The sequence below is a fragment of the Microvirga aerophila genome (assembly GCF_003332305.1).
In the GTDB taxonomy this organism is placed as follows: domain Bacteria; phylum Pseudomonadota; class Alphaproteobacteria; order Rhizobiales; family Beijerinckiaceae; genus Microvirga; species Microvirga aerophila.
In genome coordinates, this window is record NZ_QOIO01000004.1 from 45,287 (window position 1) to 59,804 (window position 14,518).

Sequence of the window (14,518 nt, forward strand, 5' to 3'; positions counted from 1 at the left end):
AGCGGGTTATACAGAGTTAAACTATCTGAGAAGGGAGGTTACGCCCCGATCAGGTGGAAAACGATGTCCCTTTGATGTGGTCGATCCCGGTGCTCGACCAGATAGAGGCCCTGCCACGTCCCGAGAACCATCTGGCCCTCCATGACCGGGATGCTCAGGCCGGACCCGGTCAGCATGGACCGAATATGAGCCGGCATATCGTCCGGTCCCTCGGTGGCGTGGACATAGCTGGCCCCGCGCGGGGCCAGCCGGTCGAAGGCCGTCATGAGATCCGCGAGCACATCCGGGTCGGCGTTTTCCTGGATGACCAGCGAGGCTGAGGTGTGGCGGCAGAAGACGGTCAACAGGCCCTGGAGAATGCCGGTGCCGAAGACCCACCGGGCGGTCGCGTCGGTGATGTCGGTAAAGCCTTGTCCCGGCGTCTCGACCACGAGGCGCCCGCTCACCTGTTGCGTTACGCTGCCCTCGGCAATGGTTTCAACGGCTGGCATCGTCATGTCTCCTGGCCTTCCGGTTCCTGGCCCTTGAGGGGATGGATCTCCTTTTCCCCCCGCTCGAGGATCTTTTCCAGGGTTTCGATCCGGTCGGCCTCGGCGGCGGGCTTGTCCCAGCGGATGCGGCTGATGCGCGGAAACCGCATGGCGACGCCGGATTTGTGCCGGGTCGAACGCTGCAATCCTTCGAACGCCACCTCCAGCACGAGGCCCCGGTCCTTGCCGTATTCCACCTCGCGCACGGGTCCGAACCGGTTGACCGTGTGATTGCGGACATAGCGATCGAGCTTGACCAGCTCCTCGTCCGTAAACCCGTGATAGGCTTTGCCCACGGGCACCAGTTCCTCGCCGTCAGGCCCGTCGCGCCAGACCCCGAAGGTGTAGTCGGAATAGAATGACGAACGCTTTCCATGCCCGCGCTGGCCATACATCATGACCGCATCCACGATATACGGGTCGCGCTTCCACTTGTACCAATAGCCCTTGGGGCGGCCCGGCAAGTAGGGGCTGCTGGCCCGCTTCACCATGCAGCCCTCGATGGCGTCGGCGTCAGGGCCCGCGCCCACGGAAGCCGGATCGGACCGCGCGGCGGCAAGCTCGTCCCAGGACGAGAAGGCCACCATTGGCGACAGGTCGATGTGCGGGTCGTCGATGCGGGCGACGAGGGTCTCCAGGCGCTTGCGGCGTTCCCGGAAAGGCAGGTCGCGCAGATCCTCGTCTCCTTCGGTGAGGATGTCGTAGACCCTCAGGTGAGCCGGAAATTCAGCAACGAGCTTCTGGGTCACGGCTTTGCGGTTCAGGCGTTGCTGCAGGACGTTGAAGCTTTGCACCCTTCCGTCGCGTACGATCAGCAGCTCTCCGTCGATGGCGCCCTCGAAGTTGAGCGCCTCTACGAGGTCTGGAAAGGCGCGAGACACGTCCTCGCCGGTGCGGGAATAGATGCGCCGAACGGAGCGGCCGTCGCTGGCAAGACCCGCAACGGCCTGAAGACGGATGCCGTCCCACTTCCATTCACCCAGGAATTCGGATGCATCAAGCTTCTCGAAATCCTCCTCTTCGAGAGGATGGGACAGCATCGGCGGGCGGAACGGCGCAGGGTTGCCGGATTCGGGCTTCTCGCCCCGGCCTTCCACCCAGGCGAACAAATCCTCGTAAGGCGCTTCCAGCCCGTGCCAGATCAGCTCCACCTCGTCCGCCTCGAACCCGCCAAGCTGGGCAACGGCGGTCTTGGCGAGGCGGGCCGAGACGCCCACGCGCAGCTCCCGCGTGATCAGCTTGATGAGGGCCCAGCGCCCGGTCTCGTCCAGGGCATCGAGCCAGCCTGCCACCTTGGCGGGCAGGTCGCTCTTGCTCGTGGTGGCGAGCGTTTCGACGACTTCGGTGATCGTCGGCACATGAGGCGGAGGATTGTTGTGGCCGAGACTGGGCGGACCTGTGTCCCGCCCGCCCTCGGTGGGAGCAACGCTTTCATGCCCCGGCGACGGCCAGATCAGCGCAGTGGTCTCGGCCAGATCTCCCACATAATGGTAGGACATGCGAAACAGGACCGGGTCCGTCCGCTCCTCCACCAGCCCACGGATCAGACCGGCCTTCGCCTCCTTGAACATGAGCGCGTTGGTCAAGGCCGCCAAGGCGTAGCCCCGGTCCGGATCAGGCGTATGGCGGAAATAGTCCATCAGCAGACGCAGCTTGGCGTTTCGGCGCGGCTCATAGGCGATGCGGTCCAGGAGAGCGGCGAAGCGGTTCATGCCGTTTCTCCCGCGTCTTCCTTGGCCGGAGGCGTTTCCTCCGCCTCGCCCTCGTCGCCATAACCCAACATGTGCAAGGGGCGAGCCTTGATGCCGTGGGTCATGCACCAATGGACCAAGGCGTCCTCCTGGCCATGGGTCACCCAGACCTCGCCGGCTCCCGTCTCGCGGATCGTGCGGCAGAGATCGTCCCAGTCGGAATGGTCCGAGATCACCAGCGGCAGCTCCACGCCCTTCTGCCGGGCGCGGGCGCGAACCCGCATCCAACCGGACGCGAAGCAGGTGACGGGATCCGGGAAGCGGCGGGACCAGAGGTCCTGGATGGAGGAGGGCGGGCAGATCACGATGGCGCCCGTCAGCTTCGAGTGCTCGGAGGCTACGACCTTGGGCGTTTCTCCCAGGGGAATGCCCTCGCTTTTATAGAATGCGGTCAGACGCTCCATGGCGCCGTGAAGATAAATCGGCTTGTCGTAGCCTTCCTCGAGCAGGAGCGCCATGACCCGCTGCGCCTTGCCAAGCGCATAGGCGCCGACGATGTGGGCGCGTTCAGGAAAAAGGGCTACGGAATCGAGGAGCTTGCGCACCTCGCCCCTTGTGTCCGGATGCCGGAATACCGGCAGTCCAAAGGTCGCCTCGGTGATGAACACGTCGCAGGGCACGACCTCGTAGGGAAGGCAGGTCGGGTCCTCCGCGCGTTTGTAGTCCCCTGAGACGACCACGCGGGTGCCGCCCACCTCGATGGCGATCTGCGCCGAGCCCAGCACGTGGCCCGCCGGGGTGAACCGTACGGTCACGTCCCCGACGCGCAGGCTTTCGCCGAGCGGTGCTTCCTGAGTCGATCCCGCGAAATCCTCGCCGTAGCGCACAGCCATGATGAGCAGGGTCTCGCGCGTCGCCATGACGGTGCGATGGCCCGAGCGGGCATGGTCCGAATGGCCGTGGGTGATGAGGGCCCGCTTGACCGGGCGGACCGGGTCTATGTGGAAGTCGCCGAGGGGGCAGTAGAGCCCTTGTGGGGTTTGAGTCAGGATATCGGTGGAACGGAGCGCCATGGGCGGATGATATAGGAGCCGTAAGAGGCGTTGACAGGCGGTTTCGTCTCCCCCATGGCAAAGCCATGCCGCTGACCTCGACCCATCGCTCCTCCGGCGACCTCAATGCCGACCGCCGCTATGAATATGCCCGCGCGTCCTTCGACGAAAAAGACTTCGAGGCGGCGGCCGATCTGGCCCGGCAGGTGCTTGAAATCGCCCCCGACTTCGCCGCTGCCCATGCGCTTCTCGGCCGTGCCGCGGCGGAGCAGGGAAGTCGCGAGGAGGCTGTGGATGCGCTTCGCAAGGCCCTCGAGTTGGAACCAGACGACGCCCTCGGGGTGCGGCTCGATCTGGCGAAGTTGGGCGCATTGGCGCCCGAAGAGGCCATTTCAGGCGGTTACGTGCGGGCTCTTTTCGACGAATATGCGCCAAGCTTCGACCGGCACCTGACTCAAACCCTGGCCTATCGAGGGCCGGAACTTATCGCCGACGCCCTGCGCCGAGCCTGTTCCAAGCGCATCAGTCCCTACCGCTTCGGACTTGCGCTGGATCTCGGCTGCGGAACGGGACTGATGGGGCAGGCCCTCGAAGGGTTGTGCGAGACCATTGAGGGCGTCGATCTCTCGCCGCTCATGCTTGAGAAAGCACGCAAGACGAAGCTTTATGACGCCCTCCACGAAGGCGAGCTGGTGGCTTTCCTTTCGGGACGCGCGACAGGCGAGGCGGACCTTGTTCTGGCGGCGGACGTGTTCGTCTACATGGCAGGCCTCGAGGCAGCCTTCCGCGAGGCGCACCGGGTGCTCGGGCGCGAGGGTTTGTTCGCCTTCACGGTCCAGGCCCACGACGGAGAAGGCTTCGTGCTGGGCCAGGACGCCCGGTACGCGCACAACGAAGCCTATCTGCGGGATCTGGCCGCAAAAAGCGGCTTCACGGCCGTCCTTTTCGAAAACGTCTCGACCCGGCAGGACCAGGGGCGGCCGGTTCCGGGCTACCTCGCGGTGCTGGAGCGTTAAGCGGCTGCCGGCTTCGACGGATGCGGAGCATCCTCGTAGCATCCAAGGACCGACTGGTCGAAATCGATGATCGAGCCCGTCATCAGACCCGATTCCTGGCTTGCCAGGAAAGCCACGCTGCGGGCCACTTCCCGGGGGTCGAGCAGGCGGCCGAAGGGCTGTTCCTGGGCGGCCTTGTCGAGCCAGCCATCCTGCGCCCCGTGGTAGGTCTTCATGATGCGGTCTTCGCCGGGAGTGTTCATCCAGCCGATGTTGAGACCGTTCGCCCGGATCCGCCACGGCATCAGGCTGAAGGCTGCGTTCTTGGTGAGCGTGGCGAGCGCTCCCTTGGAGCCGCAATAGGCCGAGATGAAGGGCTGGCCCCCATGGGCCGACATGGACAGGATGTTGACCATTGCGCCCTGGATCTGCTCGCGGCGCATGATCTTGGCCGCTTCCTGCATGAGGAAGAAGGGCGCTCGCACATTCACGGCGAACATGCGGTCGAACAGTTCCGGGCTCGTGTCGAAGATGGTGCCGCGATCCGTCATGCCGGCGGCGTTGACCAGAACATCCACCCGCCCGAACACGCTGTCGGCCCGCGCGGCAACCTGACGGGCCTGGTCCACATCGGCGAGGTCCGCCTTGACGAACTCCGTCCGGCAGCCCTGGGCCGTGATCTCCCGCGCCACGGCCTCGCCCCGCTCCGCATTGCGGCCGCAGATCACGAGGCCCGCCGCGCCCCGTTCGGCCAGGGTTCGAGCGATGGCCTCCCCGAGGCCTTGCGTTCCACCGGTCACGACCGCGATGGCGTTCTCGAACTGGGATGTCTGCGGCATGGCGTTGTTGTCTTTGTTTGATTGGCGTCGGGCCAAACTGAAACGGCCCGGTCGCGATAGCAAGCCGGAGAGGCGAGGCTTTCACATCTGAAATCATCGGCAGAATGGCGAACCGGCCGAAGCATCCTATGTTTATGCTTCATGTCGAAAGCGTTCGCGTCCCTCCCGCCTGTCTTCCGCCAATGGTTCGAAAGCCGTGGCTGGGAGCCGCGCAAGCATCAGCTGCAACTGCTCAAGAAGGCCCAAAGCGGGCGTTCCGTCCTGCTCGTCGCGCCCACCGGAGCCGGCAAGACCCTGGCGGGCTTCCTGCCGAGCCTCGTCGAGTTGGCCGACAGGGGCGGCTCGAAGCTTAAGGAAAAGCGTTCGCTTCACACCCTCTACATCTCGCCCCTGAAGGCGCTCGCCACCGACGTGGCCCGCAATCTGGAAACACCTGTGCGGGAGATGGAGCTTCCCATCCGCGTCGAGACCCGCACGGGCGACACCCCCTCCCACAAGCGGGCGCGTCAGATCGAGCGCCCGCCGGACATCCTGCTGACCACGCCGGAGCAGCTGGCCCTGCTTCTCGCCCATCGGGAGGCCGGGGAGTTGTTCAAGGACTTGCGGCGCGTGGTGCTGGACGAACTGCATTCGCTGGTCACGTCCAAACGCGGGGACCTGCTGTCCCTCGATCTCGCGCGCCTTTACAGGATCGCGCCGCAGCTCACGGCCGTCGGGCTTTCTGCGACGGTTCGGGAGCCGGATGATCTGAGGCGCTATCTGGTGCCGCAAGCTGGGGAGGGTGAGAGCAACCTCGCCGACCTCGTGGTGGTGCAGGGAGGCGCGAAACCCGACATCCGCATGATGGAACTCGACGAGCGTCTGCCCCTGGCAGGCCATACGGCCTCCATGTCTATGCCGGCGATCTACGATCTCATCCGGCAGAACAAGACGACCCTGGTTTTCGTCAACACCCGGCTGCAGGCCGAATACACCTTTCAGGAGATGTGGAAGCTCAACGACGACGGGCTTCCCATCGCGCTTCATCACGGCTCCCTCGACGTGTCGCAGCGCCGCCGGGTCGAGGATGCGATGATCGCCGGAAAGCTCAAGGCGGTGGTCTGCACCGCGACCCTCGATCTCGGCATCGATTGGGGCGACGTGGACCTCGTGGTGAATGTGGGCGCGCCCAAGGGCGCGTCGCGGATCATGCAGCGCATCGGCCGCTCAAACCACCGCATGGACGAGCCGTCCAAGGCCTATCTCGTGCCGGCGAACCGCTTCGAGATTCTCGAATGTCGCGCTGCGCTCGACGCGGTGCACGAGGCCGCGCAGGATACGCCGGACGCGCGGGTCGGCGCGCTCGATGTGCTGTGCCAGCACATCCTCGGCATGGCCTGCGCGGATCCCTTCCGACTTGAGGATCTCTATGAGGAGATCCGATCGGCCGCGCCTTACGCGAACCTCACATGGGAGGATTTCGAGGCCGCGGTCGCGTTCGTGGCGACCGGCGGCTATGCCCTGCGGGCCTATGAGCGCTTCGCCAAAATCGTCAAGGGGCCGGATGGTCTCTGGCGTGTGCGCGACGCCCGTGTTGCGCAGCAGTATCGCCTGAATGTGGGCACCATCATCGAAGCGACGATGATCAAGGTGCGGGTGGGGAGCAAGCCACGCGCGAAGCCCGGGGCGGTGCTGCCGCGCGGGCGCATCCTGGGAGAGATCGAGGAATATTTCGCCGAGACGCTGACGCCCGGCGACACGTTTCTGTTCGCCGGCGAGGTGCTGCGGTTCGAGGGCATCCATGAGGACGAGGCGATTGCGTCCCGCACTTCCGCCGGTACGGAGCCGAAGATCCCAGCCTATGACGGCGGCAAGTTTCCGCTCTCCACCTTCCTGGCCGCGCGGGTGCGCGAGATTTTGGCCGATTCCTTCGAGTGGGACCGGCTGCCGCCGCAGATGACCGAGTGGCTCTTGCAGCAGCGCCGCCGCTCCGTGGTGCCCGGGCCCCGCGATCTCCTGGTCGAGACCTTTCCCCGGCAGAACCGCTTCTACCTGACGTGTTTTCCGTTCGAGGGCCGGCCCGCGCACCAAACCCTGGGCATGCTCCTCACCCGACGCCTGGAGCGGGCTGGGCTCAAGCCGCTGGGATACGTGGCCAACGATTATGGCCTTGCGGTCTACGCCTCAGGGGACATTGCCGGGCGAGCGGCCCGAAACCCGGATTTCATGGACGATCTCTTCTCCGAAGACATGCTGGGCGACGATCTCGAGGACTGGCTGGCCGAGTCCGCCCTCATGAAGCGCACATTTCGGCAATGCGCGGTCATCGCAGGGCTCATCGAGCGCCGTTTCCCGGGGCAGGAGAAGACCGGCCGTCAGGTCACGGTCTCGACCGATCTGGTCTACGATGTGCTGCGCAAGCACGAGCCCGACCATGTGCTGCTGCGGGCCGCGCGGGCGGATGCGGCAACGGGACTCCTCGACGTGAGGCGCCTCGGCATGTTGCTTCAACGCATCCGGGGGCGAATCATCCATAAACCGCTCGACCGGGTTTCTCCCTTAAGCGTGTCCGTCATGCTGGAGATCGGCCGCGAGCGCGTCTATAGCGACAATGCGGACGAGATTCTGGCCGAGGCGGAAGCAGCGCTTCTCGACGAGGCTTTGGCGTGACGGCTTTGCTCAAGAACAAACAGACAACAAGCGAAATCGACTTGTCGGGACGCACGGCGGTCCTCGACCTCACGGGAGGCATGTATCTGCCCGAGGACGATACGCTCCTGGTAGCGGACCTCCATTTCGAGAAGGGCTCGTCCTTTGCCCGGCGCGGCATGATGCTGCCGCCCTACGACACCCGCGAGACCTTGAGTGCTTTGTCCGACGCGGTCTTTCGCTACGATCCCCGAATGGTGATCGCCCTGGGGGACAGCTTCCACGATATCGGCGGGCCTGACCGTCTGGGCGACGAGGAGCGCGCAACGCTGACACAGGTCCAGGCGGGGCGCGACTGGATCTGGGTCACGGGCAACCATGATCGCACCCTGCCGGACAGCATCGGCGGCCAGGTTGTGGAGGAGATGGCTCTCGGCCCGCTCACCCTGCGCCATGAGCCGATGGAAGGCGCGCAAACGGAGATCGCGGGTCATCTCCACCCGGTCGGCAAGGTGGTGATGCGCGGCCGCTCGACCCGGCGGCGGTGCTTTCTCACGGACGGATCACGCTGCATCATGCCGGCGCTCGGCGCCTACGCGGGTGGGCTCAACGCCTGCGACGCAGCCTTCAAGCCCCTCTTCCCGAAAGGCTTCACGGCGCACCTGATCGGGCAGGAGCGGATCTACGCCATCGCGAAGGCGATGCTCTGCCGGGATTGAGCTCCTGCGCCGGGCCTTGGCTAGGTCGGTGAGGCGGCTTTCTTCGGGTGGCTGACGGGAGCCCCCGAGAAGCGCGCCTGCCTCGGGGAAAGCTCATGACCCTGAGGCTGAGTCAGAAGATCATAGAGTTCCGGTCGACGTCCCCGGATCCATCGTCGCCCTGTGGCGAGAGACAGGAGATCGAGGTCGAGATCGGCAACGACCAGGGCGTCCTGCGCCTTCCAGGTCTCCGCCACGATCCGTCCGTAGCAGTCGATGATCATGGCGTTGCCGGTGCGGACCTCGCCGTCATCCTCCCCGACGCCGTTGCTGAACAGGAGAAAGTAGCCGTTGTCATGCGCTCGCGCCGGCAGCCAACGCAGCAGCCATTCCCGCCCCTTGGGGCCTCGAAACTCAGCCTCGATGGCCTCGGGGTCCTTGTGGCGGTTCTCCCATAAGGCCGGGTCGATCAGCCCCATCGCCTGAGGACTGCGCGAGTTGCAGCCGCCGGTCTGGTGCGGAGCCATGACGATGTCCGCGCCCAGAAGGGCCGTGGCGCGCGCATTCTCCATCAGGTTGTTGTCCCAGCAGATAAGAATGCCAACCCGGACGCCCCATGGGGTGTCGAACACCGTGTAGCTATCGCCGCTCGAGATGTCGTCGCTCTCGAAGGCGTGGAGCTTGCGATGGCGATGAACTTGGCCGTCGGGTAGGCACACCACGTAGGTGTTGAAGAGCCGTCCGTCATCCGCGCGCTCGATCAGGCCGGCCCCGATGGCCATGTCATGCTGGGCCGACAGCCTAGCCAGAGCCTGCGTCGACGGGCCGGCAGGCACCGGCTCGGCGAGAGCTTCCAGCTGGTCGCGCGTGAGATTGCGGACATGCCAATAGCCGGTCAGGCACATTTCCGGAAACGCCAGGATCTTGACCTGACGCTCAGCGGCCTCCCGGCAAAATTTCTCCACGACTGACAGGTTGTAGCCCTTGTCGTTCGCCCTGTGGTGAAACTGGACCGTTCCGCATCTGATCGTCATCGTGGAATCCTTTTGCTGAGGCAGATCAGTCCCGCCTGAAGGTCACGCTGGCGATCCAGCCGAAGAAGATCGCGATCGCGGCTGTTGCCAAGCCATAGAACGCGCTCCAGTCCCGGGCCATCTCGCCCACCTGCTGCTCGAAGCCGGATTTGACCAGCTCGAAATGAGTGATTGTGCGGGCAAGGATCACGGTATCGGCGAAGAGCATGACTTCAACGTCGTAATTGCCGGGCGGGGCCGTCGCGGGCAGCGGGATGCCCGCCCGGAAGATGTCCGGCGTCAGAAAGGTCACGCCGCGTGGGTCCTCAACGTAAAGACCTTCCTGCGCCTTGAGACGGTAGAGGGCGTCCCGGAACGGCCTGTCGGCTCCCTCGCGGGTGTTGGTGAAGTCGGGGGCGCCGATGATGGCGCGCAATCCCACCTTCTGGCGCTGGCGAAGCTGGTCGCTCGTCATTTCCTCGATCGGCCGGGACGTCAGGACGCTCAGATAGGCGGGCGCGACCGGAAACTTCTGCTGTTCCTGGTTGATCCAGACGGGTCCGAGCTTCTCCTTCTCGCGCACCACCACATACTGGCTCGGGCCGCGCACGGTGACAACCGCGTCATAGCCGGTGGCGCGGGCCACCGTCTGCGCATCCCTTCCGATGGCGCCGAAAATCGCGATGGACGTGCCGGTATAGTTGGAGTTGATCAGCACCCGGCTGTTCGACAGGGACGTGATCAGGGTCTCGGCCGCGGCTGGGCCGACGGCGAGAAAGAACATGAGGCATGCCAGCGCCCTCATGTGCGCGTCTCGCCGACCGTGATGGAGAAGGGCTCCGCAGGCGTCACCACGAGCTCCATGGCAAATCGCAGGCCCACCGCGAGCAGCAGGATCGCCAGGAGGAAGCGAAACAGTTCAGCGCGCAGGTTTCGCCCGGCCCGCGCCCCGAATTGGGCTCCGAACACGCCGCCGACGATGAGCAGGATCGCCAGGACGATGTCGACGGCCTGGTTCGCGACCGCATGCAGGATGAGGGCCACCAGCGTGGTGCACACGATCTGGAACTGCGACGTGCCCACGACGACGGTCGTCGGAACACGGAAGATGTACAAGAGCGCCGGCACCACGATGAAGCCGCCGCCGATGCCAAGCAGCGCGCCCGCGAACCCGACGAACAGGGCAAACCCCACGATGGGAATGACGCTGGCATAGAGCTTGGAGCGGTAGAAGCGCACGCGCGCGGGCAGGCCCAGATAAGGCGCGTGCTCTCCTGCGCGGCGGCGCAGGCGGACGGATCCGCCTTTGCGTTTGGTCAGGAACTCCCTGATGCTCTCCTTCATCATCAGGCTTCCGACGACGGTAAAGAGCGTCACGTACGAAATGACGATGACGAGATCGAGCTGGCCGGCCCTGCGGGCTGCGGCAAAGAACCAGACGCCCAGGGCGGAGCCCACGAAGCCGCCCGCCACCAAGAACCCACCGAGTTTGAGATCGAGGGCGCCACGCCTCAGGGCTCCGAGCACGCTGGTCATGGAAGAGGCGACGATCTGCGCCGACTGGGTGGCCACGGCGACAGCCGGTGGAATGCCGAGGAAAATCAGGAGCGGCGTCATGAGAAAGCCGCCGCCGATGCCGAACAGGCCCGAGATGAAGCCGACCGCAGCACCCATCCCGAGAATCAGGAGAACGCTCACGGGCATTTCGGCGATAGGCAAATAAATTTGCACCCCGGTACCCCTATGGCCGGTGCAGCCACATTCTTGTTATGACGTCGGGGGCGACTTTAAGGACCGTGTCTGAACGGAACCTGAGTGCATCCCGCGCCGTCAACTCTTGCCGCCAGCCATTGACCCAAGGGCCGCAGTCCGCCCGGAGCTCCAGGACGCTCCGCCGTTGGCCACTGGGTCCGAGGCCCGCGGCTGCCAACCTTGGACCAGGGCTTTTGCAGCCGCAAGATCGGCCTCCCCGAGTCTGGTGGAGATCTCATCCCGTTTCCTGGCCGCTTCTTCGTCGCCCTGGGCGGCCGCCAGAGCGAACCATGTGAAGGCTTTTGTCAGGTTCGGGCGAGTTCCAATTCCCTTGGTGTAAAGGACCCCCAGGTTGAATTGGCTGTCCCGGACGCCTGCCTCGGCGGCCTCGCCATACCAGTTCAGGGCGGTCTGATAGTCGGGCTTTCCACCGACGCCGGAGGCGAGCAGCGTTGCGAGGTTGTGCATGGCGCGAATATTTCCGCCCTGGGCCGCCCGTTCGTACCACGTCACGGCAAGCTTGGCGTCTTTCGGAAGACCCACGCCCTTCTCGTGCATCATGGCGAGACGCTCCTGCGCGGGAGCAAAGCCCGCCTTGGCGGCCTTCTCGTAAAGGCGGGCCGCCAGAGGCGGGTCGTGAGGAACGCCGTTTCCTTCCGCAGCCCGGTTTGCGATCTCATGGACTGCGGCCGCGTCGCCCGCCAGGGCTGCCGCGCGCAGCTCCGCCGTCACCTGAGCGGGAAGTTCACCGATTGTCTCGGGCGGGATCAGGAACTTGGGGGACACAGACGGGGACGCGGTTAGGCTTGTGGGCTGAAACAGGTTGAGCGACTCCTGCGGAACCGGCGCCGTGACGGGGTTTGCGGGCGCCGGAATCAGCAGAGGTTCGGTCTGCTTGGGTGCAAGGTGCGCCGTCGTCTCGACCGGCGGCGAAGCCTTGGGCTGCGTCGGCTGCCTGGTATGCAGGATCTGGGTGGTTCCCGCTGCCAGGATAAGGACTGCGAGGCTGAACAGGAGCGGGCGGCGGCGGGACACGAGGCCCCGGCGAATACGCGCTATGAGCGACGGAGTGGTCAGGGGCGCTTCTGCCTCGTCGCTTTCCCCTTCGGGGCCTTCTGCCGATAGGTGAGAGGATTCGGGCAGGTCCGGCCATTCGGTGGCCGCCATGGCATTCCCATCAGGCGCTCCTGTCTGGGTGGCCCGCCGGGCGGCTGCGATGAAGCTCGCGCGCACAATGCCGAGGTCCGCATCCTGGGGGAAGGAGGAGCCGACAGCATTGCGCAGCGGATCTGGCGTCTGCGCCTTACCTGGGCTCGCCCGCGAAGGAGCCTCCACAGGCGGGGCGGAGACCTCTTCCATTTGGGACAAGGCCGCCGCGTGGAGCCTGCGTACCGCTGCTTCAAGGCGATCCGCCGACGGCGCGTTGGACGGGTTGGCCTCGGGGGACATCGTTTCAGCGCCGACCGGCCGGGTGATGGATTTCTCGCCCGGAAGGCGGGACACGAGAGTTTCTAGCGCGTCGTGGACAGCGCGCAGGGTCTGCTGGGTTTTCTTGTCGGACCGGGTCTGGAGCGCCTTCAGCTCCACGAATCCCTGTTTTAGGGCGTCGAGATCCCCGGTTGCCGGGGCGCCCGGCTGGATGTCCCTGAGGGCCGTTCGGGCAGCGCGCTCGGCAATGGCTGCGGTTTCGTCCTGAAGGTTTTTCAGGTGCGTTGCAGCCTGCTCGAAAATCTCACGAAGGGGCTCCGCCGGCGACTGGGCCAGCTGGTCCGCAAGGGTGACGATTCGCTTCTCAAGCGCCTCGAACGCCGATGGAGAACCCGTCGGCTGCTGTTCGAGTCTTTCCCCGATCGATCTGAGCAGCAGCTCGACATTAGAGGTGTCGGCCTGCTGGCCGACCTGCCGCAACTCGTCCTCAAGCCGGTCGAAGCGCTTGAGTAGGGGCTCCTGGGACGGAGCGTTGTCGGCGACCGCCTGGACCTGGGACGACAGGCGCTCGATCATCGATGTGAGCGCGTCGTTTTGCTCAAAACGCGCGTCCGTCATGGCGGCCATGCGTTCGGTCAGGAGCGCCAGCTGCCCGGCGATCGGGTCGAGATTGGCGGGTTCGGGCTCAGGCCTGCTTGCCAGCACATCGAGACGCTGGCTCAGGTTCTGGAGCTGCTCGGGGACGGTGCTCGCCTCCTGGGCGGCGGCCGTGCGGCCCAACGCGGAGCAGACATTCTCCAAGGAACTCTTGAGCGCCGAGAAATCGCTTCGCCCGACCTGATTGTCGCGAAGCTCCGCGATCTGCCGGCTTAAGGAGCCGACCTCGCCAGACAGGCGTTCGATTTGCTGCGGCTCCGCCCGCCGGGCGAGCTCCTGACGCATCTCGACGATCTGGCCGCCGAGGAATTCGATAGCGGAAGGGTCGATGCCTCTTTTGGCGATTCCCTCGATCTTGTCCTTGATCAGCTCGATCTCGGCGCCGATGCGCCGGTGCAGCCCCTCGGCAAGATCTTCGGACAGGGTCTGGACCTGCCGATAGATCGCCGCCGTCGACGTGGCCAAAGTCAGGATGTCCTTGGTCGAACGGCCCTGTTCCAGCTCCTTGCCGATGCGATGGATGGCAAGATCCATCGCGGCGATGTCGTCATGGGTCGCAAGGGTTTCCATTTGGGCTTTGACCCGCTCGATATCCGAACGCACCGCCGCAACGGCGGGAGCCAGGGACGCATTGGCCGGCTGCTCCAGCCGGTCCGCGAGGCGGGACATGTCGCCACGCAGGCCCACCAAGGTCTCGGATAACGGGGCAAGGGCCTTGATGGCGTCCTGAACCGGAAATTCGATGCGCGCAGGAGTTGCCCGTTCCGTCACCACGCTGCGCTCGACCGTATCCAGGCGTTCTTTGAGCGCAGACAGGGCCTGGGACAGGACCGAGGTCATCTGGTCCTGGTGATCGGCCGAAAGCCGGGCGGTTTCGCTCAACCGTTCCTCGGCATGCTCGATCCAGCCCGCCATGGATTCGAGCGCGATAGCGGTTCGAGAAGCCTCGTCATGGGGTAGGTGGTCGCCTTTGGCCGGCCTGGAGGGGGCGGTCGTCACGGTTTCGGCGGCTCGCTCACCGGCGGATTTCATGATGCGGTTGATGATGCCTTCCACGTCCTCGCCTGCCCGCCGGCGGGGCTGTTCCGGCTTGTCCGAATGCTCGGCCAGAGCTGCGGCGAGCCATTCCTCAAGGGTCATCCCGGCCCTGCGGGCGGTGGCTTCGGCCACCTCAAGTGCATCCAGATCAAGATCTTCGAGATGGGAGAGCAGATGTCGTCTCATGGCCGCGTCCA

The 14,518-nt window shown here is 65.2% G+C and carries 11 protein-coding genes; 3 read left to right on the forward strand and 8 right to left on the reverse strand.

What is annotated here, in order from left to right; translation table 11 throughout:
* Positions 1 to 38 precede the first annotated feature (38 nt).
* Genes DRB19_RS03680 through DRB19_RS03690 form a run of 3 tightly spaced genes read right to left on the reverse strand, consistent with a single transcriptional unit; the run spans position 39 to position 3,294 of the window.
* The gene (locus DRB19_RS03680) at positions 39 to 491 is read right to left on the reverse strand and encodes a secondary thiamine-phosphate synthase enzyme YjbQ (RefSeq protein WP_245439267.1); all 453 of its coding nucleotides are present in this window, start codon (positions 489 to 491) and stop codon (positions 39 to 41) included.
* 2 nt (positions 492 to 493) lie between these two features.
* Positions 494 to 2,242, reverse strand: a complete 1,749-nt coding sequence (locus DRB19_RS03685; RefSeq protein ID WP_114184687.1) for a cisplatin damage response ATP-dependent DNA ligase — start codon at positions 2,240 to 2,242, stop codon at positions 494 to 496.
* Positions 2,239 to 3,294: a ligase-associated DNA damage response exonuclease gene (locus DRB19_RS03690; protein WP_114184688.1), complete on the reverse strand. Its 1,056-nt coding sequence runs from the start codon at positions 3,292 to 3,294 to the stop codon at positions 2,239 to 2,241. Before DRB19_RS03690 ends, DRB19_RS03685 begins: the two co-directional genes overlap by 4 nt.
* Before the next feature lie 65 nt (positions 3,295 to 3,359).
* Between DRB19_RS03690 and DRB19_RS03695 the strand changes: the two genes are divergently transcribed.
* Positions 3,360 to 4,289 (forward strand): class I SAM-dependent DNA methyltransferase, encoded by a 930-nt coding sequence (locus tag DRB19_RS03695; protein ID WP_114184689.1) that lies wholly within the window; start codon positions 3,360 to 3,362, stop codon positions 4,287 to 4,289.
* Here DRB19_RS03695 and DRB19_RS03700 read toward each other — a convergent pair.
* Entirely contained in the window at positions 4,286 to 5,107 is an 822-nt protein-coding gene (locus tag DRB19_RS03700; protein ID WP_114184690.1) for an SDR family oxidoreductase, read from the reverse strand. The genes DRB19_RS03695 and DRB19_RS03700 overlap by 4 nt on opposite strands.
* A 141-nt stretch (positions 5,108 to 5,248) precedes the next feature.
* Between DRB19_RS03700 and DRB19_RS03705 the strand changes: the two genes are divergently transcribed.
* Together DRB19_RS03705 and pdeM are read left to right on the forward strand one after the other, a co-directional pair.
* Positions 5,249 to 7,756 carry a ligase-associated DNA damage response DEXH box helicase gene (locus DRB19_RS03705; RefSeq protein ID WP_114184691.1) on the forward strand — a complete coding sequence of 836 codons (2,508 nt, stop codon included), beginning with the start codon at positions 5,249 to 5,251 and terminating at the stop codon, positions 7,754 to 7,756.
* A complete protein-coding gene (pdeM, locus tag DRB19_RS03710) occupies positions 7,753 to 8,454 on the forward strand; it encodes a ligase-associated DNA damage response endonuclease PdeM (RefSeq protein ID WP_114184692.1) in 702 nt (233 codons plus the stop codon). Before DRB19_RS03705 ends, pdeM begins: the two co-directional genes overlap by 4 nt.
* 20 nt (positions 8,455 to 8,474) lie before the next feature.
* Here the strand turns inward: pdeM and DRB19_RS03715 are convergent, their stop codons facing one another.
* The 4 genes from DRB19_RS03715 to DRB19_RS03730 all read right to left on the reverse strand — a co-directional run bounded on the left by DRB19_RS03715 (position 8,475) and on the right by DRB19_RS03730 (position 14,507).
* Entirely contained in the window at positions 8,475 to 9,467 is a 993-nt protein-coding gene (locus DRB19_RS03715) for a nitrilase family protein (RefSeq protein ID WP_114184693.1), read from the reverse strand.
* Between the two features lie 25 nt (positions 9,468 to 9,492).
* A complete protein-coding gene (locus DRB19_RS03720; protein ID WP_114184694.1) occupies positions 9,493 to 10,251 on the reverse strand; it encodes a TIGR02186 family protein in 759 nt (252 codons plus the stop codon).
* Positions 10,248 to 11,177 (reverse strand): sulfite exporter TauE/SafE family protein, encoded by a 930-nt coding sequence (locus DRB19_RS03725; RefSeq protein WP_114184695.1) that lies wholly within the window; start codon positions 11,175 to 11,177, stop codon positions 10,248 to 10,250. The genes DRB19_RS03720 and DRB19_RS03725 overlap by 4 nt, the downstream gene beginning before the upstream one ends.
* 99 nt (positions 11,178 to 11,276) lie before the next feature.
* On the reverse strand, positions 11,277 to 14,507 hold the full coding sequence (locus DRB19_RS03730) for an SEL1-like repeat protein (RefSeq protein ID WP_114184696.1): 3,231 nt from the start codon (positions 14,505 to 14,507) through the stop codon (positions 11,277 to 11,279).
* Between the last annotated feature and the right edge of the window lie 11 nt (positions 14,508 to 14,518).

Bases quoted from the DNA above. Each gene is read 5' to 3' on its own strand.
- DRB19_RS03680 (WP_245439267.1), bottom strand. From the start codon at position 491: ATGCCAGCCGTTGAAACCATTGCCGAGGGCAGCGTAACGCAACAGGTG.
- DRB19_RS03685 (WP_114184687.1), bottom strand. From the start codon at position 2,242: ATGAACCGCTTCGCCGCTCTCCTGGACCGCATCGCCTATGAGCCGCGC.
- DRB19_RS03690 (WP_114184688.1), bottom strand. From the start codon at position 3,294: ATGGCGCTCCGTTCCACCGATATCCTGACTCAAACCCCACAAGGGCTC.
- DRB19_RS03695 (WP_114184689.1), top strand. From the start codon at position 3,360: ATGCCGCTGACCTCGACCCATCGCTCCTCCGGCGACCTCAATGCCGAC.
- DRB19_RS03700 (WP_114184690.1), bottom strand. From the start codon at position 5,107: ATGCCGCAGACATCCCAGTTCGAGAACGCCATCGCGGTCGTGACCGGT.
- DRB19_RS03705 (WP_114184691.1), top strand. From the start codon at position 5,249: ATGTCGAAAGCGTTCGCGTCCCTCCCGCCTGTCTTCCGCCAATGGTTC.
- DRB19_RS03715 (WP_114184693.1), bottom strand. From the start codon at position 9,467: ATGACGATCAGATGCGGAACGGTCCAGTTTCACCACAGGGCGAACGAC.
- DRB19_RS03720 (WP_114184694.1), bottom strand. From the start codon at position 10,251: ATGAGGGCGCTGGCATGCCTCATGTTCTTTCTCGCCGTCGGCCCAGCC.
- DRB19_RS03730 (WP_114184696.1), bottom strand. From the start codon at position 14,507: ATGAGACGACATCTGCTCTCCCATCTCGAAGATCTTGATCTGGATGCA.